Annotated in this window: 21 protein-coding genes; 2 read left to right on the forward strand and 19 right to left on the reverse strand. The window is 34.2% G+C overall.

What is annotated here, in order from left to right:
- Positions 1-5: 5 nt before the first annotated feature.
- The 8 genes from def to JOC75_RS06535 all read right to left on the reverse strand — a co-directional run bounded on the left by def (position 6) and on the right by JOC75_RS06535 (position 9,474).
- Positions 6-488 carry a peptide deformylase gene (def, locus tag JOC75_RS06500; RefSeq protein WP_204953221.1) on the reverse strand — a complete coding sequence of 161 codons (483 nt, stop codon included), beginning with the start codon at positions 486-488 and terminating at the stop codon, positions 6-8.
- A 66-nt stretch (positions 489-554) separates the two neighbouring features.
- A complete protein-coding gene (gene priA / locus JOC75_RS06505; RefSeq protein ID WP_204953222.1) occupies positions 555-2,972 on the reverse strand; it encodes a primosomal protein N' in 2,418 nt (805 codons plus the stop codon).
- Positions 2,969-4,183, reverse strand: a complete 1,215-nt coding sequence (gene coaBC / locus JOC75_RS06510) for a bifunctional phosphopantothenoylcysteine decarboxylase/phosphopantothenate--cysteine ligase CoaBC (protein WP_204953223.1) — start codon at positions 4,181-4,183, stop codon at positions 2,969-2,971. The genes priA and coaBC overlap by 4 nt, the downstream gene beginning before the upstream one ends.
- A 276-nt stretch (positions 4,184-4,459) precedes the next feature.
- Complete coding sequence (gene rpoZ / locus JOC75_RS06515) at positions 4,460-4,660, reverse strand: DNA-directed RNA polymerase subunit omega (protein WP_146946755.1); 201 nt, start codon at positions 4,658-4,660, stop codon at positions 4,460-4,462.
- Between the two features lie 2 nt (positions 4,661-4,662).
- Entirely contained in the window at positions 4,663-5,277 is a 615-nt protein-coding gene (gene gmk, locus JOC75_RS06520) for a guanylate kinase (protein WP_204953533.1), read from the reverse strand.
- A gap of 14 nt (positions 5,278-5,291) precedes the next feature.
- Complete coding sequence (gene remA, locus JOC75_RS06525; RefSeq protein WP_146946756.1) at positions 5,292-5,555, reverse strand: extracellular matrix/biofilm regulator RemA; 264 nt, start codon at positions 5,553-5,555, stop codon at positions 5,292-5,294.
- 74 nt (positions 5,556-5,629) lie between these two features.
- On the reverse strand, positions 5,630-6,505 hold the full coding sequence (locus tag JOC75_RS06530) for a YicC/YloC family endoribonuclease (protein ID WP_204953224.1): 876 nt from the start codon (positions 6,503-6,505) through the stop codon (positions 5,630-5,632).
- 290 nt (positions 6,506-6,795) lie between these two features.
- Positions 6,796-9,474, reverse strand: a complete 2,679-nt coding sequence (locus JOC75_RS06535) for a calcium-translocating P-type ATPase, SERCA-type (protein ID WP_204953225.1) — start codon at positions 9,472-9,474, stop codon at positions 6,796-6,798.
- 280 nt (positions 9,475-9,754) lie between these two features.
- Between JOC75_RS06535 and JOC75_RS06540 the strand changes: the two genes are divergently transcribed.
- A complete protein-coding gene (locus JOC75_RS06540) occupies positions 9,755-11,470 on the forward strand; it encodes an Rqc2 family fibronectin-binding protein (protein WP_204953226.1) in 1,716 nt (571 codons plus the stop codon).
- An 87-nt stretch (positions 11,471-11,557) separates the two neighbouring features.
- Here JOC75_RS06540 and JOC75_RS06545 read toward each other — a convergent pair whose 3' ends face one another.
- Positions 11,558-12,082, reverse strand: coding sequence for a GNAT family N-acetyltransferase (locus tag JOC75_RS06545; protein ID WP_204953227.1), 525 nt, complete (start codon positions 12,080-12,082; stop codon positions 11,558-11,560).
- 361 nt (positions 12,083-12,443) lie between these two features.
- On the opposite strand from JOC75_RS06545, the gene JOC75_RS06550 reads away from it, so the two are divergent.
- Positions 12,444-13,358 (forward strand): DMT family transporter, encoded by a 915-nt coding sequence (locus JOC75_RS06550; protein WP_204953228.1) that lies wholly within the window; start codon positions 12,444-12,446, stop codon positions 13,356-13,358.
- Positions 13,359-13,415: 57 nt separating this feature from the next.
- Here JOC75_RS06550 and JOC75_RS06555 read toward each other — a convergent pair whose 3' ends face one another.
- The 10 genes from JOC75_RS06555 to JOC75_RS06600 all read right to left on the reverse strand — a co-directional run bounded on the left by JOC75_RS06555 (position 13,416) and on the right by JOC75_RS06600 (position 22,605).
- On the reverse strand, positions 13,416-13,940 hold the full coding sequence (locus tag JOC75_RS06555) for an NAD(P)-dependent oxidoreductase (RefSeq protein WP_239589301.1): 525 nt from the start codon (positions 13,938-13,940) through the stop codon (positions 13,416-13,418).
- On the reverse strand, positions 13,903-14,691 hold the full coding sequence (locus JOC75_RS06560) for a sirohydrochlorin chelatase (protein WP_204953229.1): 789 nt from the start codon (positions 14,689-14,691) through the stop codon (positions 13,903-13,905). Before JOC75_RS06560 ends, JOC75_RS06555 begins: the two co-directional genes overlap by 38 nt.
- Complete coding sequence (gene cobA, locus JOC75_RS06565) at positions 14,691-15,467, reverse strand: uroporphyrinogen-III C-methyltransferase (protein WP_204953230.1); 777 nt, start codon at positions 15,465-15,467, stop codon at positions 14,691-14,693. The genes JOC75_RS06560 and cobA overlap by 1 nt, the downstream gene beginning before the upstream one ends.
- A gap of 147 nt (positions 15,468-15,614) precedes the next feature.
- A complete protein-coding gene (gene cysC / locus JOC75_RS06570; protein WP_204953231.1) occupies positions 15,615-16,217 on the reverse strand; it encodes an adenylyl-sulfate kinase in 603 nt (200 codons plus the stop codon).
- An 18-nt stretch (positions 16,218-16,235) separates the two neighbouring features.
- Positions 16,236-17,375, reverse strand: coding sequence for a sulfate adenylyltransferase (gene sat, locus JOC75_RS06575; protein WP_204953232.1), 1,140 nt, complete (start codon positions 17,373-17,375; stop codon positions 16,236-16,238).
- 71 nt (positions 17,376-17,446) lie between these two features.
- Positions 17,447-18,514 (reverse strand): inorganic phosphate transporter, encoded by a 1,068-nt coding sequence (locus tag JOC75_RS06580; RefSeq protein ID WP_204953233.1) that lies wholly within the window; start codon positions 18,512-18,514, stop codon positions 17,447-17,449.
- 14 nt (positions 18,515-18,528) lie between these two features.
- Entirely contained in the window at positions 18,529-19,230 is a 702-nt protein-coding gene (locus JOC75_RS06585; RefSeq protein ID WP_204953234.1) for a phosphoadenylyl-sulfate reductase, read from the reverse strand.
- Between the two features lie 1,122 nt (positions 19,231-20,352).
- The gene (pyrE, locus tag JOC75_RS06590; RefSeq protein ID WP_204953235.1) at positions 20,353-20,985 is read right to left on the reverse strand and encodes an orotate phosphoribosyltransferase; all 633 of its coding nucleotides are present in this window, start codon (positions 20,983-20,985) and stop codon (positions 20,353-20,355) included.
- On the reverse strand, positions 20,982-21,698 hold the full coding sequence (gene pyrF, locus JOC75_RS06595) for an orotidine-5'-phosphate decarboxylase (protein ID WP_204953236.1): 717 nt from the start codon (positions 21,696-21,698) through the stop codon (positions 20,982-20,984). The genes pyrE and pyrF overlap by 4 nt, the downstream gene beginning before the upstream one ends.
- A complete protein-coding gene (locus JOC75_RS06600) occupies positions 21,670-22,605 on the reverse strand; it encodes a dihydroorotate dehydrogenase (protein WP_204953237.1) in 936 nt (311 codons plus the stop codon). The genes pyrF and JOC75_RS06600 overlap by 29 nt, the downstream gene beginning before the upstream one ends.
- Position 22,606 lies beyond the last annotated feature (1 nt).

Raw genomic sequence — 22,606 nt, forward strand, 5'->3', positions numbered from 1 at the left:
AATAGTCATCCTTCCGTGCTTTCTAAATCTTCTGCATCCAAATATTTTTCAACTTTTGATGTAAATAACACACCTTCCAGATGATCTATTTCATGTTGAATTGCTCTTGCAAGAAATCCCTCTGCCTCAAGTGTTCTAACTTTTCCTCTTCTGTTATATGTTCTAACTTTAACATAATTAGCCCGACTTACTTCGCCATATAGTCCTGGAAAGCTTAAACATCCTTCTGGTCCAGTCTGCACACCTTGTTTTTCGAGAATAACAGGATTTATCAACTCTATTGTGCCGTTTTGATCATCAATGTCAACAATTGCTATTTTTTCTGATATACCAATTTGTGGTGCCGCTAACCCTACACCATCATTCTCAATCATTGTGTCATACATATCTGCTAATAATTTCGAGAGTTTCCGATCAAAGGTTGTAACCTCTTTACAAGGTTGTTCTAAAACATCTGCTGGAAACATAACTATTTCTCTAACTGGCAATTCTGCTCCTCCAAACTATCTTTTATCTTAACAAGTGTTTATTCTTCACTTTTAAAAAATTCATTATCACATCATCGAGCTAGGGTTCAAATCCACTGTAATCAATAAATCATTCGAAGTTATGTCTTGCTGAAAGTATTCGATGATTTTCCTTAGTGTCTCATTCAAGTTTTTTTCTCGTTTGTATTTTACCATGCATTGGTAACGATATCTATCTTTGATCCTTGGTATTGGTGATGCAACAGGCCCGAGAATTTTGGTTTCATTTGAAACATTTCTTTTTAAAAATTGTGAGACTTTTTCAGTTACTGACACGACCTTTGTTATTTCTGGATGTGAAACAGTTACAAGAGCAATATAATAATACGGTGGATACGCATGATTTTTTCTTAATAGCATTTCTTGTTCATAAAATAAATCATATTCATATTGGCTAGCCAACTGAATACTGTAATGCTCTGGGGCATATGTTTGAATAATCACTTCACCAGGAAGTTCATGTCTTCCTGCTCTTCCACTTACTTGTGTTAATAATTGAAAGGTTTTCTCTGAAGCACGAAAATCCGGTAAATTGAGCATTGTATCTGCAGCTAGGACACCAACTAATGTAACATCAGGAAAGTCAAGGCCCTTTGCAATCATTTGAGTCCCTAATAAAATATCAGCTTCTTTATTTCCGAATTTTGTAAGTAGCTTTTCATGTGCACCTTTCTTTCCTGTTGTATCAACATCCATCCGAATTATTCGGGATTCCGGCAGTACCTTTACCAACTCTTCCTCTACTTTTTGTGTACCTGTACCAAAAAAACGTATATGCTCACTTTGACATTCTGGACATACCTTTGGCATATGTTCCTCATGACCGCAATAATGACACTTTAGCTTTTGTCCATGTCTATGATAAGTTAAAGAAATATCACAATGTTGACATTGTATAACAAATCCACAATCACGACACATAACAAAGGAAGAATAGCCTCTTTTATTAAGAAATAGAACTGATTGTTCTCCTTTACTTAACCGATCTTGGAGCTTTTCAATTAATGAAGTTGAAAACATCGTACGATTTCCACTTCTTAACTCTTCTCTCATATCAATAATATCCACACTTGGCATTGAGCGCCTATTTACTCGTTCCTTTAAGGTTAATAGTTTATAAACACCTTTTTGAGAGCGAGCAAACGTTTCTAACGTGGGTGTTGCACTGCCTAATACAACAGGACATCTATGAAGCTGTGCCCGATAAATTGCAACGTCTCTAGCATGATAACGAGGGTTTTCTTCTTGCTTGTAACTTGATTCATGTTCTTCATCAATTATTATCATTCCTAGGTTATCAAAAGGAGCAAATATTGCTGACCTAGCACCTACAACAAGTTTAACTTCTTTGCGTTGAATCTTTCTCCATTCATCATATTTCTCTCCTATTGAAAGACCACTATGTAATACTGCGACTTGTGAGCCAAACCTACCTTTAAATCGATGAACCATCTGAGGAGTTAGAGATATTTCTGGTACGAGCACAATTGCTTCTTTTCCATTCTTTAATACTTCCTCAATTGACTGAAGATACACCTCTGTCTTACCACTACCTGTTACACCGTACATAAGAAAAACTTCATGATGAGAATGTTTAACAGAAGACAAGATCGGAGCGATCGCGTTTTGTTGTTCTTGATTTAATTGAAGAGAAGATGTTTGCTTAAAGTTTCTATCTTGATAGGGATCTCTATAGATTTCTTTACTTTCTTCAATTAGAACCCCCTTGGAAATGAGAGACTTAACTGAAGTGTCAGAAGTTTTTGCTTCCACCAGTAGTTCTTGTAATTGGATCTGACTCTTTGAATTTAATTTAAAATAGTTGAGAATGTCCATTTGCTTTTTTGCATTTGAAGGTAACTCGTTAATTAATTGTTCTAGCTGACTTACTGGTACATTTAATTTTATTACCTTGACCATTTTTTTGTTCGTTTTTTGTTTCACTTTATAGATAAGTTCTAGATGACCAAGTTTAATTTGTTTTTGTATGAAAGCAAGTGAAATCGTTTTTTCAATATCTTTTAAAATCACCTGACCTGTTTTTTGAAAATATGGATGAAGCATTTCAGGTAAGTTTACTAATTCTTGATCTTTAGCTAGTCTGATTACTTTTTCGTATTTTGCTTTCATTGCAGCAGGTAGCATTACTTGAAAAGCAGAAATTTTAAAACATAATGTTTTTTCTGTTAACCAATGTCCTACTTGTAACAGTTCTGGAGTTAAACAGGGTGTTAAATCCAATAATTCGGTTATAGACTTTAACCGATTAAAATCAGAATGGTTTTTTGTTTCAATAATAAACCCTTGAACCTTTCTTGGACCAAATGGAACGATCACTCTCATACCTGGTGCAACTAGTTCTTGCCATTCATCAGGTATTTTATAATCAAAGGCACGATCTGTTTGCATAGCTGGCACATCGACAATTACACTCGCAAACTTCATGTTCTTTCTTCCTTCAGCATGTTTTCAATTTTTTCTAGTAATTTTATTGCAACATCTCTTTTCGACATAAGTGGAAGCTCCACCTTATTGAAATCACGATCATACATCGTGACAATATTTGTATCTGTCCCAAAACCCGCACCTTTTGTTGTAACATTATTTGCCACAATCAAGTCTAGGTTCTTTCTCGTTAATTTAGATTTTGCATATTCCTCTAATGAATTCGTTTCTGCCGCAAATCCAACTAATAGCTGTTTATTTTTACGTTCACCTAGTTCTTTTAAAATATCTGTTGTTTTTTCCATTTCTATTGTTAAATGATCTTTTTGCTTTTTTAGTTTCTGATCATATGTTACAACAGGACGATAATCAGCTACAGCAGCCGATTTTATTACTACATTTGTTTCCTCATAATATTCAAGCACTTTCTCTAGCATATCCTGAGCAGACTCAATCATAATGGTTTTCACTAGGTCTGGTGGATTGAGGTTCGTCTTTCCTGAAATCAATATTACATTCGCCCCTAATTTAGCTGCCTGTTCTGCTATTGCATATCCCATTTTTCCAGAAGAATGATTTGTAAAGTAACGAACAGGATCAATTTTTTCCCTAGTAGCTCCTGCAGTAATTAAAAAATTCATTCCTTTAAAGATTTGTTTACCTTCTTTTTTACTAAAGTAGTCCTTTAAAAGATCAACAATTTTCTCAGGCTCTTCAAGTCTCCCTTTTCCAACATAACCACAAGCTAAAAAACCTTCACTTGGTTCGATAAATTTATATCCAAATTCATCTAGAGTTTTTATATTTTTTTTAACAGCAGGATGATCATACATATGTACATTCATAGCGGGAGCAATCCACACTGGTGCAGTTGAAGCTAAAAGTGTTGTCGTAAGCATATTATCTGCTATACCATTTGCCAGTTTACCTATAATATTTGCTGTAGCAGGTGCAACAAGGACAATATCTGCCCAATCAGCAAGATCTATATGGGAGATAACTTGTGGATTTTTTTCATCAAAGGTATCATAATAAACATCATTACGAGATAAAGCTTGGAAGGTTAGAGGTGTAACAAATTCCATTGCTGACTGACTCATGATGACCTTTACTTCTCCACCAGCTTGGATAAGCTTGCTTGTCAAAGCTGCTGCTTTATACACAGCAATACCACCACTAACACATAATAAAATCTTCTTACCGTTTATCATGATTACCCACCTACCTTTCCAATCTATCTTTCCTAATCATCGATATTTGTTAAGCCTTACTTATGACTTAATCTTCTATAAGTAGCCATAAAGGTACTAAAATTTATAAGAATTACAAGCAACCAACCCAGTATACAATATTAACAATAAAGCTTAGGAATTTGTACTATAGCAAAGGGCCAGACCTCTCAATCAAAAATAGATAGTGAAGATGTTCCCAAGATCACTTCCATCCAGATTTATTGAGGGGTCAGGCCCTTTTCACTGTTAAATTTTTTACTTTTCTACTCTTTTATAATTTAGTAGTCCTTCATTAATTTCCTCTAGCGCTTTACCAACATATTTAAAAGAAACAGGCTTAGCAATTTGTTGATCACTTTCTTCTTGCATTTCACGTGCTCGTTTAGCTGCAACAGTAACAAGAGTATATTTAGAATCTAACTTATTCATTAAAACATCAATAGAAGGATATAACATTTTTATTCAACCTCCAGAATTTTTTTATAACGAGGTGCAACTCGTTCACGACGACAATGCTCTGCTGTTACAATTGCCTTAATTCGATCACATGCTAATTCAACATTATCATTTTCAACAACATAATCATAGGCATCCATCATAACAATCTCTTCTTTTGCTACTTTCATACGATTGTTAATGAGCTCTTCTGACTCTGTTCCTCTTGTTACAATTCGATTTTTGAGTTCATTTAAGCTAGGAGGACTTAGAAAAATAAATAAACCTTCAGGAAATGCATTCCGAACTTGAAGTGCACCCTGAACTTCTATCTCTAGAAATACATCTTTTCCTTCGCTCAATGTTTTTTCTACATAATCAACTGGCGTACCGTAATAATTACCTACATATTCAGCCCATTCAAGAAGTTTATTTTGAGAAATAAGCTCTTCAAAATCCTCACGTGATTTAAAGAAATAATCAATCCCGTCTACTTCACCTTCACGTGGCTTTCTAGTTGTCATTGAAATTGAATATTCAAATGCTGTGTCTTCCTGTGAAAATAATTCTTTTCTAACAGTCCCTTTTCCTACACCAGAAGGTCCTGATAAAACAATTAACAAGCCTCTTTCTTTTATCAAGTTGCTATTCCCTACCCTTCATCTGACAGATCTTCTTTATTTGATAGCCTTTGAGCAACCGTTTCTGGTTGTACAGCAGATAAAATAATATGATCACTATCCATAATTACTACTGCTCTCGTTCTGCGGCCATATGTAGCATCTATTAACATTCCTCGATCTCTTGCGTCTTGAATAATTCTCTTTATTGGAGCCGATTCAGGACTAACAATTGAAATGATTCGGTTGGCAGATACAATATTTCCAAAACCGATATTGATTAGTTTAATGCTCATACATGTGCTCCCCCTAATTAAGGACAAAACTATTTTTGCCTTATAAGCCCTTTTATAATCAATGAAACGTTTCCCTATTCAATATTCTGAACTTGTTCTTTCAATTTTTCAATAATACTTTTTAATTCAACAACATTTTTTGCAATAAGTCCATCATTTGCTTTAGAACCGATCGTATTTGCCTCTCTATTTAATTCTTGAACAAGAAAATCAAGTTTCCTTCCGACAGGCTCTTGCTCTATGAGCGTTTCCTCAAATTGATGAATATGACTATGTATTCTCGTAAGTTCTTCGGTTATATCAGCTTTGTCAGCAAATAGAGCTACTTCGGTTAAAATACGATTTTCATCTATATTACCTGTTATAAACTCTCCAACTCTTTTTTTGATACGCTCACGATAATGCTCAACAACATCAGGAGCAATTTTTTCCAGATCAAGTGTTATCTCTTGAAGGCTTTTAACTCTCTTCTTTAAATCCTGAACTAGTTGTTGCCCTTCAATAGCTCTCATGTCTGCTAATTGCTTAACTGCTGTTTCAATAAGCTGAGCAATCTCTATTTCATATTCATCACTTGGGAGAGATTCTTCAGTAACCTCAATACCTGCACCAAAAGACAAAATATTTTCTAAGGATATCTGGTCTTCTATTGAATAACGTTCTTTTATTTCTTTTAGCGAATCAATAAATTGATCTACGATCGCCCAATCAACCTTTACTGTTTTGTTTGCTAGAAACTCACCTTCAAAATTAATGTAAACTTCAAGTCGACCACGATTGATTGATTGAGAGATGATTTTTTTAATTTTGTCTTCAATTCCCATAAATTGCTTGGGCATTTTAAGATTAATATCTAAAAACCTGTGGTTGACAGACTTCATTTCAACTGTAAAAAAACATGATCCTATTTGTTTACTAGCACGACCAAAACCCGTCATACTGACTACCATTATGTATCACATCACTTTCTTTTTAACTCATTAGATAAGGATTAAAAGCAAGCGAAGTTATGGGACTTACTAATAATAGTTATGAACTTATCTAATCTTTACTTGTTACTGTCAGTAATCCCCATTATACCTTATAGCATTCATGGATTTCCTTAGGGGTTGACTACTTGTAAAGAACCGGATAAAAAGAATACGACCTTGAGAATATAAGGATTTTTTAGACTATGTATTTAAAAAACAAGTAAAGGGGATGACTTTTTGGGTCATCCCCTTATGAATTATATCATATTCTAGGAAGATTTTCTTGTTAAAAGTGAGCCAGCTAATAAAAAAGTTGGAATTGCCGACATACCCAGTATTAATAACCAATCTCTTAGCAGTATCGGAACTGTATGGAATATCGGTTGTAATGGCGGATAATAGATAACAATTAACATTAAAACTATAGAGGAAATCACTGCCCAAATCAAATACATATTTTCAAATGGATTTCTCTCGAAAATTGACTTTTCACTTCGACAATCAAATACATGTATAAGCTGTGCCATAACAAGTGTTGCAAAAGCTATTGTTTGTGCATAAGCTAAATCCTCTGGATTGCGATAATAAACAATCATAAATGCAGCTAGAGTTGCTATTCCAATTAAAAACCCTCGAGATATAACCTTCCAGCCTAACCCTCTAGCAAACACCCCTTCTTTAGGGTGTCTAGGCTTTCGCTTCATTAAATCTCCTTCTGGTTGATCTAAGCCAAGTGCCATAGCTGGCAAGCCATCTGTAACAAGATTTACCCAAAGTATTTGAATTGGTACTAAAGGTAATGGAAGTGCTAAAAGCATAGCGAACAACATAACTAATATTTCCCCAACATTCGAAGCTAATAAATAGCGAATAAACTTTCTAATATTTTCATAAATATTTCTTCCTTCTTTAATTGCAGATTTTATTGATGCAAAATTATCATCAACAAGCACAAGTGAAGAAGCCTCTTTAGCTACATCTGTTCCAGTAATCCCCATTGAAATCCCAATATCTGCAGCTTTTATAGCTGGTGCATCATTTACACCATCACCAGTCATTGCTACAATATGTCCACGATTTTGCAAAGCTTTTACAATCTTAAGTTTATGTTCTGGAGAAACTCTGGCAAAAACATAAACATCATCAACAACACCTTCCAGCTCTTCAACAGATAATAATGATAATTCCTTACCTTCCATTACTCTTCCGTTTTTTGGTAAAAGCTGCAATTGTGTAGCAATTGCTTTCGCTGTTATAACATGATCACCTGTAATCATAACTGTTTTAATACCTGCATCTCTGCATTCTTTTACTGCTTGTTTTACTTCAGGTCGTGGTGGATCAATCATCCCTTGTAAGCCAATGAACACTAAATCCTTCTCTGCTTCAAAACTAGAGTTGATTTTATCCGAGGCTTTTAAAGGTTTAAAAGCTATTGCTATTGTACGTAATGCTTGAGATGCTAGAGATTCTATTGCAGCTTTTACCTTATTACTATAATCACTTGTCATACCTTCCTGTCTTTCACTCCATAAGATATTAGTCGAAACACCTAATAATACATCAGGAGCACCTTTAGTCACGACAAAACGATTACCACTTTTGTCTTTTACAATCACACTCATCATTTTTCGTGCAGAGTCAAAAGGGAATTCTTCAATAATTTCAAAACCGTGTAGCAATTTTTCCTTTTTTAAGCCTGCTTTCATTGCTGAAACGATTAATGCACCTTCAGTTGGATCTCCATCTAAATGATATTGCCCTTCTTTTTCAATAATCTCTGCACTGTTACACAAAGAGCCGAAGGTTAGAATTTGCTGAAGTGTTTTTGTTTTTGTTACATCAACTTGTTGTTCATTAAATAAGAACTCACCATGTGGATGATAGCCTGTTCCAGTAACATTCCATAATTTATCACCAGACCATACATGTGTAACAGTCATTTTATTTTGTGTCATTGTACCTGTTTTATCTGAACAAATAACTGAAGCACAACCTAGTGTCTCCACAGCAGGTAATTTACGAACAATAGATTTTTGCTTAATCATTCGCTGTACACCAAGTGATAACGCAACAGTAACAATTGCAGGAAGTCCTTCTGGAATAGCCGCTACCGCTAATGAAACACCAGCTAAAAACATATTATAAAGATCATGTCCTTGAAGCACACCAATACCAACTACAAGCACTGTTAATAATAAAGCAACAACTATTAATATTTTTCCAAGTTGCTCTAAACGTCTTTGAAGAGGTGTTTCCATCGTTTCAGCATTTTGAAGAAGATCTGCAATTTGTCCCATTGCAGTATTCATCCCAGTACCAATTACAACTCCAACACCAGAGCCTCTCGTTACTAACGTTCCCATAAAAACCATATTCGTTAAATCTCCTAGACCGACATTATCTCCTGCAATCGGTTGAGTAGATTTTTGAACTGGAAGAGATTCACCTGTAAGCGCTGATTCCTCTACCTCCAAGCTTTTATTTTCTATTAACCTCATATCAGCCCCAATGCGATCTCCACTTGTAAACTTTACTACATCACCTGGTACCAACTCTTTCGATAGAATCTTTACCCATTCACCATCCCGTAATGCCATTACTTGAGGAGCAGACAGCTCCTTTAATGCTTCTAGTGATCTTTCAGCACGCCTTTCTTGAAAAAAGCCTAAAACCCCATTAACAATAACAATAGCGATAATAGCTATAGCATCTATATACTCACCTAAAAGGCCTGAAATAAGAGTTGCTGCTAATAAAACAAGCACCATAAAATCTTTGAATTGACTTAAAAATATAATAATAGCTGAAGGACGATCAGCTTCTTTAAGTTCATTTAGTCCAAATTTCTGCTCCCGTTTTTTAACCTCCTTTTCCGTTAGCCCTGATTTTACATCTGTATTAATTGAATTCATCACTTCTTCTGATCTCATCTCATGCCATTTCATGAATCACCTACACACCCCTTAAACACAAAAAATTTTAGATGTTAGCTATCCTTATTACATGGACTACCCTCTCCTATAAGACAACTTATTCAGCCTCGTCCAAAAACATGCTATAATCAAGAAGAAAACTTGTATTAGTTTTATATGTAGAAAAAAGGAGCTTTTCTAAAACAATATCTACTATAAATAGGTCAGATTAAATCTTAATAATACTCAATAAAAAAAGAAATTTCTTATCATTCTCACATACAACGTAGATGTTAAAAAAGGAGTTTTACCCATGTCATTCGACGGTTTATTTACATATACAATTACACATGAATTAAAAGAAGCTTTAAATAACGGGAAAATCACAAAAATTCATCAGCCCTATAAATACGATCTTATTTTTCAAATAAGATCAGGAGGTAGAAATCACAAGCTTTTTATTTCAGCTCACCCAAGTTATGCTCGTATACATATAACAAACGAGAATTATGAAAACCCAAGTGAACCTCCTATGTTTTGTATGCTTTTAAGAAAGCATTTAGAGGGTGGCGTTATCGAGAATATCCAACAATTAGAAATGGAAAGAATTTTTATTATTGATGTTAAAAGCAGGAATGAACTTGGAGATACCACAACAAAAAGGTTAATTGTAGAAATTATGGGCAGACACAGCAACATCATTTTGCTCGATAAAGAGAAGAACACCATTTTAGATAGTATTAAACATCTGTCACCAGCAGTTAACCGTCACAGAACCGTATTACCTGGTCAGCCATACATACTTCCACCTAGTCAAGGAAAAACAAATCCATTTGATGCTGATGAAGAAACATTACTCAAGAAATTGGATTTTAATGCAGGGAGAATTGACCAGCAGCTAGTCGAAAATTTTGCAGGAATTTCGCCTTTATTTTCTAGAGAAGTAACACACAGAGCTGGACTAATCAATCGTACGACAATTCCTAAGACATTTTTAGCTATGATAAAGGAATTAAAAATGGTCCAAGTTACTCCACAAATTTTTTATAAACAAAATAAAGAAATCTTTTATATGCTAAACCTAACTCATCTTAGTGACTATGAGCAAAAAAGCTTCACTTCTATTTCCGAGTTACTAGATCGTTACTATTACGGCAAATCTGAGAGAGATCGCGTTAAACAACAAGGAAATGATTTAGAACGTTTTATCATTAATGAAAAGAAGAAAAATGAGAAAAAAGTAAAGAAATTAGCTGCAACTTTAGATCAAGCTGCAAAAGCTACTGAGTTTCAGCTATACGGGGAATTATTAACCGCTAATTTATATGCAATTAAAAAGGGTGATAAAACCGCTGAGGTGATTAATTATTATGATGAGAATAATGAAACAATCATCATTCCATTAGATATTCAAAAATCACCTTCTGACAATGCTCAAAAATACTTTTCAAAATATCAAAAAGCGAAAAACTCAGTTGAAGTTGTTCAGCAGCAGATCGAACTGGCTCAACATGAAATCGATTATTTTGAAGGTTTAACACAACAGATTGGATCTGCTTCACCAAGAGATATAGAAGAAATTCGTGAGGAGTTAATAGAAGGAGGCTATTTAAAACAAAGAAAATCTAAAACAACCAAAAAGAAAAAACTGCAAAAGCCAAGTCTGGAATATTATTTATCAAGTGATGGTACTGAAATCATAGTCGGTAAAAACAATAAACAAAATGAATTTTTAACAAATAAATTAGCTGCACGTGATGATGTCTGGTTTCACACAAAAGATATCCCAGGATCACATGTTGTTATCAGAAGCACAAATCCTTCGGAAAAAACACTATTAGAAGCTGCAAATATTGCCGCCTATTTTAGTAAAGCTAAAAACTCAAGTTCTGTTCCGGTTGATTACACTGCAATTAGATATGTAAAAAAACCAAATGGTTCAAAACCTGGGTATGTTATCTATGATAATCAACAAACCGTTTATGTTACGCCAGATGAAGATTTAGTATTTCGTTTACGGAAGAGTTAGTAAAAAGGTACAATCTCTGAAACTGGTCTTATAAGGTTAGAAAATTCTGGAGAGAATAACACATTTCTTGTTATCCTCTCTTATTTTCTATTCCTCGATCCAAAATCTTTTGATCACATTTCCATTATCTTCAACAAAATCTAACTCTTCTATTCCCCCATTATTTTTAATTGTTTTATATGATCCTATATTCCATTCATCACAGACAACCAATACCTTTTTAATTCCTAATTTCTTTGTTTTTTCTAAAGCTAAACGTAAGAGTTTAGTAGCATATCCCTTTTTTCTTTCTGATGGACGAATACCATAGCCTATATGACCTCCTCTAGTTAAAAGAAAGTCTGTTAACTCATGCCGTATATTTACTACACCCAAAATTCGATTTTCTTCGTTTATAAGCCAATAGGTTGAGTCAGGAACCCAGCCTGTTGGTAGATTAATGCCTTTTTCGTTATTAGTTAGAAACTGAATCATATTATCAAAGTTTGTTGGATCTTTTTCAATAACCCAAGGAATCATCTCTTCCTTACTTTGAACCCATTCATCATAAAAAGAAAGGTACTCTTCTTTTAAATCCGTTGTTGGTTTTATCAGTGTTAATGAACTACTCATTATCATCTGTCTCCTTATAAAAAATTAAATTTCTCATATTTTATCATGTTTTCCTTTTTTAAGGCTCTTTTTTGAATGATCATAGCTAATTGCCCTAATTATTTAGTAGAAACATTGTTGTTATAGCAAAATAGGTACAAATTTATGAAGAAAAGCTGCGACCTTGCTTTATTATACAATGTTGTTTACTTGAAGTTATTAAAAGCAACAAAGTTTACGAAACAAGCCTTTCTCAACAAGATTTGTATAGGCAAGCAGGATCTTTTATAAAATCCATTAAAAACAATTATGGTTTCCATTTCTAAATTCTTACTTTTTTGTTAAGATTAATTTTACATGTTTGTGAATGGAAGTGGTCATTATGCAGAAAAACATAGCCTATTTGTACATTTTGTTAGGTGCAACTTTATGGGGTATGATTGGTATCTTTGTTAGCTTTTTATACAAAGCAGGATTTACCCCGACCCAAGTTGTCGCAATCCGAGCTTTATCTGCTTGTTTTTTTCTTTTATCTTTTGTTTTGATCAAGAATAGAGAGATGTTAAAAATTAAGGTAGCTGATAGCAAATATTTTATTGGAACTGGAATTGTCAGTATTGTTTTCTTTAATTGGTGTTTATTTAACAGTATAGAGGAAACATCAATTTCGATAGCAAGTATATTGTTATATACAGCTCCTGCATTTGTAACCATACTTTCTAGAATTGTATTTAAAGAGTTTTTTACATTCCGTAAAGTGTTAGCATTACTATTAACCTTTTTAGGATGTATGCTAGTAATTGGTCTTTATCCTAGTTCAAGTCAAGCTATTTCCGTTTATGGATTAATTTTAGGAATTGGTTCAGGGCTTTTTTATGCCATGTATAGTATTTTTGGAAAACTCGCTCTTAAAAAATATAAATCTTTAACTGTAACTGTTTACACTTTTATTTTTGCTTCTGTGGGAATCCTACCATTTAGTCAATTATGGAATGTTTTGGATTTGTTTCAACATGTAAATGTCTGGTTTTACATAATTGGATTAGGTTTTTTATCAACTGTGCTAGCGTATACCTTTTACACGAAGGGTCTTGAAACAGTAGAATCAAGTCGTGCCTCAATACTTGCAACAGTTGAACCGGTTGTTGCTTCCTTAATGGGGTTTTTTATTTTTCAGGAAAAATTAAGTGCTTGGCAGTACATAGGAATCATATTAGTGATTATTGCGGTTATTGTTGTACAGGAAAGACGAAGTGGAGACACATTAAGGCCCTCCCTCACGAAGCAAGCTTTGTAGAATTTAATAATACTCCAAAACATTAATAATAAAGAAGAGAAAATGACTATTATACATTCATTTCCCCTTCTTTTTTTTATTTTCTTGTCTTTTTTCATACATAATATCTAACTCTTTAATAAAAGATTCATCAAATTGCTGTGAAATCTGCTCACAAATTTGTTTAGCTAACTTGGGACTAGCACCATTTGTTGAAACAGATAGGGTTAATCTGCCTTTTTGAATCGATTTAGGGACAATAATATTTCCCTGCTCTGCATTACTTGCCACATTAATAAGTTGATTTGGTGTTACTTGTTTAGCAACCCATTCATTTATTTGATGATCATTTGTTGCTGCAATAATTATAAAAGCCTCTCTAAGATCAGACAGTTCAATTTTCTTTTTCTTCCAAATAAGTTGACCACTTTTTGCCAATTTTTCAATTTCCTCTACAGCTTCTGGACTAACAACTATTACATGTGCATCTTCCTCTAAGAAAAGCTGAAGGCGACGAAGTGCAATGCTTCCTCCGCCTACTATGAGAACATTTTTATTTTGTACATTAATGTGAAGAGGCAGCATAGTTAATTCCTTTATCAAATGTATAAGAACCATCGTTATTAACTATTGCTTCATTAACTCTTTCAACAAAAATATCCAATAAAATCGGATGTGGTCCAAGGTAAGAGCACACTTCAACTTTACGGCTACCCCAATCATATTTCGCAATTGTTTCATCTACTTCTTTCTTTAGTAACCCAGTAAAAATTAGGTATGGAATGACATATATCGATTGTTCATTAGATTGATAATATTCTTCAATACTTTGTGAAAATTTTGGTTCAGCTGCTGTTAAGAAGCATGTATGAACTTTCTTAAGATTTGTTTTAGCATGTAATCTAGAAGAAATCTCATTTAAATCATTCACTACATCCATATCACTGCTACCTCTTCCAACTAAAATAGCAACAGATTCATCACTAATAGGTGATAGGTCATTCATTTTCTCAACAAGCATTCTAGTTAATCGATCATCAACACCGATTGGTTTACCATACGTTACCTCAATGTTCGGAAAATGAGCTGCAGCATGAACAACTTCTTCTGGTATATCACTTTTAGCATGTGCTGCCGTTAGAAGTAATAACGGAATAACTGCAATATGTGTTGCACCTTGCTCTACACAAGATCTGAACCCTTCATCAATAAAAGGCTCTGCTAATTCCAAAAAACACACCTCTTGTATGGGAGCATCAACTTTAGGTTTAACTAATTCAATAAATTCAACTGCTTCATCACGCGCCTTCGGAACTCGACTTCCATGGCATACATATAAAACTGCTTGCTTCATTATACTAGAGCCTCACTTTGGGATTTATTTGAAATCATATCTTCAAACCAACTTAGCCTCTCTCTTAAAGATACAACTTCACCAACAATGATCATACTTGGATTTGAAATTCCCTCTTGTTTAACACGGTCATATATATTTTCAAGTGTACCAATGACCGTTTTTTGCACATCTGTTGTCCCCCAGTTTATTACAGCAACTGGTGTCTGAAGGGATTTACCATATTTAATAAGCTGACTTTGAATATATGGTAAATTACTTATTCCCATGTAAATAGCTAATGTATCAATACCTTTTGCAAGTGATTCCCACTTAGCCTGCTCATCAATCCCTTCTCTTCGATGCCCTGTGACAAAAGCTACACTCGCACTTAAATCTCTATGTGTAACAGGAATACCTGCATATGCTGCTGCTGCAACTCCTGATGAAATACCTGGAACAATTTCATAGGGGATGCTATTCAAGCTTAAGGCTTCAGCTTCTTCTCCCCCCCGTCCAAAAATAAACGGGTCTCCACCTTTAAGCCTAGTAACAACTTTACCACTTTTTCCGTATTTTACTAAAAAATGATTAATTGTTTCTTGCTTCATCGCATGATAGTTCGGTAGCTTTCCACAATAAACAAGTTCACACTCTTTCTTCGCATGCTTTAAAATATCTTTATTTACTAAACGATCATATAAAATAACATCCGCTTTTTGTATGCATTTGAGTGCTTTTATCGTTAATAATTCCGGATCACCAGGGCCTGCTCCTACTAAATATACCTTTGCCATCATTACTCCCCCTTTCTGTTTACATAATCACTTTTCTTATCTTACATAATAACTCAATTAATTAGAAAAGTAGCAACCGGCTTTCATCACCGATTGCTTATTTTTCAAAATCTATTTAACTTTTATAAATGAACCTCTATGATTAGTTCAATTATTAATTAAGCCTTTACTAACAAGGAAATCTACGATAGATTTAACTGAATCCTCAACACTTTGACTTTCAGTATCTACTATTATAGCAGGGTTTTCCGGTTCTTCATATGGAGAATCAATTCCTGTAAAATGTTTAATTTCATTGTTTCGTGCTTTTTTATATAATCCTTTAGGATCTCGGACTTCACATTCATCTAATGAACATTTAACATATACTTCAAAAAATTCATTTTCAGCTAGGATATCTTTCACTTGTTGTCGGTCTTCACGGAACGGTGAGATAAATGCAGTTAAAACAATCTGACCACTGTCAACAAATAATTTAGAAACTTCTCCAATTCGACGGATATTTTCTTTACGGTCTTCATCCGTAAATCCTAGGTCATTATTTAAGCCGTGTCTAATATTATCTCCATCAAGTACATAAGTCCCGATATTTTCTTCGAAAAGATATCTAGCAAGTGCATTGGCTAATGTTGATTTACCTGACCCTGACAAACCAGTAAACCATAAAACATAGCTTTGATAATTGTTTTTCTTTCTTCTTTCTTCTTTTGTAACAGATGTATTATGCCATACAATATTATTAGTAGTCATAAAATAATCTCGACCTCCTTATGAATTGACTGTTTGTTTCATTCCTTTTATTAACACTTCAACAACTTCTTTACGACTAAATGTACTCGGCGGTAGCTCACCATTACGAAGCATTGCACGAACCTTTGTACCAGATAAAATAACTCTGTCCTCTTTACCATGTGGACATGTTTTAGATGATGCCATTGCCTCACATTTTGTGCAATAAAAGCTATGTTCAAAGAATAAAGGTGAAATCCCTAGTTCATCTGCAGTAAAGTTTGTGAATATTTTTTGTGCATCATATGTTCCGTAGTAATCACCAACACCAGCATGATCTCTACCAACAATAAAATGGGTACAACCATAATTTTTACGAACAAGTGCATGGAAGATAGCTTCTCTTGGTCCAGCATATCGCATAGCTGCCGGGAATACTGCAAGGTGAACTCGATCTTCTGGATAATAATTCTTTAGTAGTACTTCATAGCTTTCCATACGAATATCTGCTGGAATATCATCAGACTTCGTCTCCCCAACTAAAGGATTTAAGAACAAACCATCTACAGTTTCTAAAGCAGTTTTTTGGATATATTCATGTGCACGGTGAACTGGATTACGTGTTTGAAAGCCAACAATTGTTTTCCAGTTAAGCTCCGAAAATTTTGCTCTCGATTCCTTTGGATCTAGATAATAATCTGCAAATTTCTTTTCAGGACGTGACACAAGCTTTATTTCTCCACCTACATAAACATTACCACGGTCAAACATTTTTTTAACACCAGGATGTTCTAAATCTTCTGTACGATAAACATTCAATGCTTCTTTTTTCTTATCTGGTGTAAAAATATCAGCTACCTTAACCGTACCATATGTAACACCGTTTGCTACAAGACGTACTTCTTCCCCAACAGCTAAACTAGAAGCCTTGTCTTCAGAAATAGGTAACGTAATTGGGATACTCCACACTGCTCCATTTGATAATTTCATATTTTCAACAACAGATTCATAATCTTCTTTAGTTAAAAACCCTTCAATAGGGCTGTATGCGCCAATTGCAATTAATTCTAGATCACTTAAAGCAATACCATCAAGTTCAATTTCTTTACTAATGTTAGAAACATCTTCACCTAATGATAATTTTTGAATTAATGTTCCTCCGTGTGGCTGTAAGCTCATTTTTAAATCCTCCAGTTCATTTATTGTTTAACAATTTCCAATTCATTAAGATCTGCTTTATAGGAATGATCTTATATTCCTCCACCTTCTTGATGTACTGTACGTCTTTCTTGATTACTAGCCTTCATTAAGCTTATAGCACCAATTGTAGCTAGCAACAAACTAAGTAAAACAAATATTGTATAAAAATCACTTTCGATTAATAATTTTACTAAGAAATAAGACATCGTCAGTGAAACAAGTGGTGATATTAACCAAACCATTAGCATCTTTTTAACAATCTTTTGTTGAAAAACTGTTTTACCTGATTTAGCAATTCCAATTCCAAGAATAGAAGATGTTGTTATTTGTGTTAATGGCACCGGAATACCGAAAAGCGAGGCAATAATAACAAGCGTTGCACCAGTTCCTGATATGAGGACACCCTCAATTTTGGAGAAGCTTGTAATTTTCTTACCATTTGTCTCTAAAACTCTACGACCAAGAAACAAAGCCCCAAGTGCAACGAAAGCACCTCCTATGAAAGTACCTTTTGAAACTGTTATAATACCAGCACTTACTAAAGGACCCACTGCATTTGCAACATTATTCATTCCAGCTGAAAAGGCTTCAAAAAAACCAGCAAAAATCAACAAATAAGTTATAATCTTACCCTCAAATGAATATTTTTCAGACAACTTGAAATAATGCAATATTTTAATAAATAAAAATGCTATAACAAAAGCAACAATTGGCACTATAACCCAAAACATAACAATCCATAGCAAACTATTAATATATAATGCTTGAAATGCAATACCAACGCCAACAACAGATCCAACTGTTACTTCACTTGTTGACAGAGGTATACCTAATAGATTTGATAAAAAAAGTGAAAAGGTTGCTGAGAATAGGATAATAACAACAATTTTAATTGAGATAAATGATGTTGGGATGATCCCAGAACTTATTGTTTTTACAACCTCTCCACCACCGATTGCTGCACCTAGTATAACTCCTATACCACATAATATTAATGCATTTCTGGGATTTTTAATTGCCCCAGATCCATAAGCAACTCCCATTGAAGCTGCTGCTCCACTTGCCCCTATATTCATGGCAAAAAAGAAGCTAATTACAATCGCTATTATTTCTAACATCTTTTAGTTTCCTCCTATTGATGGAGGCCACATTCTGTTTTCATTTGCCCTGACCATCTTCCAGATCTTAAATCATCTTCATTAAATGCAGGTTTCGTGCAATGAAAACAACCGATACTTGGATATCCTCTGTCATGAAGGGGGTTATAGATTAGGTCATTTTTATGAACATATCTCCATACATCCTTCCATGTCCAGTGAATAAGTGGGCAAACCTTTACCGAATGAAAGCGTTCATCCTTGTTAATAAAATTAACGTGCTTTCTAGTTTCAGATTGTTCACGTCTAAGACCTGAAATCCATGCTGTCGCACCATTTAATGTTTCTTCTAATGGGATAATTTTACGAATGTTACAGCACTTGTTTGGTTCTCTCTCCCAGAGCTTATCACCATGTTGAGCAGCCTGCTCTTCTAATGTAAGCTTTGGTTTTTTTAACTGTATATTTAAGGAAGGATACTTTTCTTTTACTTTATCAATAAGCTCATATGTTTCCTTAAAGTGAACATCAGTGTCTAAAAAAACAATCTTTGCATCAGATTTTATTTTTGAAATCAGATCGATAAGGACAATCCCCTCAATACCGAAGCTACATGCATAAACAACATCATCACCATAATGGTCATACGCCCATTTAATTACATTCAAAGCACCACGATATGTTTCATCAATTTCAAAATCTTCTTTAGGTTCTACCCAATTATGAAAAGTAAGCATTCTTCGTTACACCTCTTTCAATCTATTATTCATTAAAAACCATTTATTCGTACATTAATAATCGGAATTATATTTAAAGCCGAGTATTTTAATATGAATTATTTTATGAAGAACACATTCATTGTGTTCCTTCACCCAATGTTTCTTGGAATGAAGCACAGTCTCTACTTCAACTCCTTGAAATTATTATACTATTGACAAAATTTTAACACAATTACCTTAAAAGTCAACCCGAGTTTACTGATAGGATTAATATTTTTTCTTATCTTATATAACTTAAACATAGTTCTTATATCATGGAAAATAATAAGACAGCTTTTAGATATTCTTACATACACGTTCAATTAATCAGAGATATCAATAGTTGATCCGTTTGTTCACAATATTGTTAATCACAAAGAGCATCACTTTTTAAAGCCAACAAAAAGACTCTGAATTAAGGTGTTTGGTTTGAGGAATATGTTATACAGAGAAACATATATTAATAGTATGTAGAATTTTGTGTGTAGGAGGTCATTATTGTTGTCACTTTTAGTTAATATACTCATTGTCTTTATAAGCTTTTACTTTTTTTGCTTATGTAGTGCTCATGTTTTTATGTACAAGCCAGACCTACAGCTCTTAAAGCATATGAAGAAACGTCCAGTTACCTTTCTTTTTTCTATCTTAGGCCTTGCTGCTTTCTATTTGTTAAAAAAACTAAAACTTTCGGGTCGATGGTTTTATCCTGCTTATATGGGGTTATTTATCTTCCTTTCGACTACCTCATTTATCATGATGGTCTCTTCTATATAAGTGATGTTTTTACTAAATTAGCTATTATCATTAATGATTATTGATCAGATTATTAAATACCTTTGGTTTAGATTTTCTAAGCAGTTATTTTTATTTTTGCTAATTGATCAATTATAATGGCAATTTTCTGAAAGTTGTTGTTTTTAGACGTATTTATCTGTTGAAAACCAGTAGTGTGTTATCAAATAAAAGGTTCGATTTGTAGAAGAAAAGATGCCACTAGACATTATACAAAGTTGTTTTCATCCTGATTCTAAAACACAAAGTTTACGAAAACAGCCATTATAAAAAAGCAAAAAGTAATCAATGCTTTTTGCTTTTCATACTTTAAATATTTAACCAAGCTTCAGAAGAGGGATTTTGTCTCCACATTTTTAACTTGTTTATATCATCGTCACTGACATATCCTTCTTTTGCAGCAACCTCTATTAAAGTATCATAATCACATAAAGATTTCGAATCTACATTTGCCTCAGTTAGCTTTTCTTCACCAACAGCTAAACCATAAGTAAAGATTGATACGATGCCAAGAACTTCACATCCAGAAGCTCTAAGTGCCTCAACAGCTGTGATTGCACTACCACCTGTTGAAATTAAATCCTCGACAACAACAACCTTTTGATTCTCTAGAATTTGTCCTTCAATTTGATTTCCTTTACCGTGTCCCTTTGCTTTGCTACGAACATAGCACATTGGTAAATTCAGTTTATCACTTACCCATGCTGCATGGGGAATTCCAGCGGTAGCAGTGCCTGCAATCACATCTACCTCTGGGTAGTTTTCTTTAATTAGATTTGCTAGACCTTCTGCAATTTTTGTTCTTATTTCAGGAAAGGATAATGTTAAGCGATTGTCACAATAAATGGGCGATTTAATTCCACTAGACCATGTAAAAGGTTCATTTGGTTGGAGATATACAGCCTTAATTTCTAGTAAATGTTTTGCTATAGTTGTTTTCATTCCTCTATACCCTCCCAAGATTTCTTTACATGTAGATATGCTTCATACGGATTTTGTTGTTTTGTGATGCTTCTTCCTACTACAATGGCAGTTGAACCGAGTAAACGAGCTTGGTCAGGAGTGGCAATCCTTGTTTGATCATCCGCAGAATCCTCTTTCATACGAATACCAGGAGTAACTGTAATAAATGAATCTCCAATTTCTTCATTTATAACCTCTACCTCATGTGTAGAACATACAACTCCATCTAATCCACTTTCTTTAGCTAACTTTGCATAGTGAAGCACTACATCATCAAGGTTTCTATTTATTAAAAGTTCATCTTGAACCATTCCTTGTGAAGTACTTGTAAGCTGGGTAACTGCGATACAAGTAGGACGCTTCTTACCAGTAGGTGTTCCTTCATTTAAACCTTCTATCGCAGCTGTCATCATCTTTTTCCCACCTGCAGCATGAACATTTACAAGATCTACTTCAAGCTTTGCTAAGCCACGCATTGCTTGTTTAACAGTGTTAGGTATATCATGTAACTTTAAATCTAGGAAAATATCATGACCTAACTGTTTAATGTGAGAAATAATTGAAGGTCCCTCTTGATAGAAAAGCTCCATCCCAACTTTCACAAAGAGCTTTTCCTCTTGAAAATGACGTAAAAATTCATCTACTTCAAGACGATCTTGAAAATCAAGAGCTATAATTAGGGGTCTTTGCATCAGTTTTCCAGCTCCTTCCGATACACTCTTTAACAGAATTAAAGCCTAACTCATTTAATTTTCCAGGTAACTGCTGGATGATTTCCTGACAAACAAACGGATTCACAAAATTTGCCGTGCCTACTGCAACAGCACTTGCCCCTGCATACAAGAATTCAATAACATCGTCCACATTTTGTACGCCACCCATTCCAATAATCGGAATGTTTACAGCTTGGCTAACTTCATACACCATACGAATAGCCACTGGTTTAATAGCAGGACCTGATAATCCACCAGTTTTGTTCGCTATCACTGGTTTTGCAGTTTTTAAATCCAGTCTCATACCAATTAATGTGTTGATCATCGTTAACCCGTCAGCACCAGCTTGTTCGATAGCTTTGGCCATTTCAACAATATTTGCAACGTTTGGAGAAAGCTTTACATAAACAGGTACTGCTGAAACCTCTTTGACTGCTTTCGTTAACTGTGCTGCAACTTCTGGTATTGTTCCAAATGCAATTCCACCTGTTTTTACATTAGGACATGAAATATTTAATTCTAATGCATGCACATTATTTGCTTGACTAATTTTTTCGGCCACATATACATAATCATCAATTTGAGAACCAGCGACATTCGCAATGATTGGCACATCATATTGTTCAAGCCAAGCCAATTCTTCTGATATGATTTTTTCAACTCCTGGATTTTGTAATCCAATAGCGTTTAACATACCTGCTTCTGTTTCCGCTACACGTGGTGTAGGGTTACCAAAGCGGGGTTCCTGTGTGCTTGCTTTAATCATAATTGAGCCGAGTTCACTTAGATCATAAAAATTGCTATATTCTCTTCCAAATCCAAAACATCCAGAAGCTGGCATGATTGGGTTTTTCAATGATAAACCAGGCAAGTTTATTTGTAGCATA

Origin of the sequence: Metabacillus crassostreae, assembly GCF_016908395.1 — a bacterium.
GTDB classification, from domain to species: domain Bacteria; phylum Bacillota; class Bacilli; order Bacillales; family Bacillaceae; genus Metabacillus; species Metabacillus crassostreae.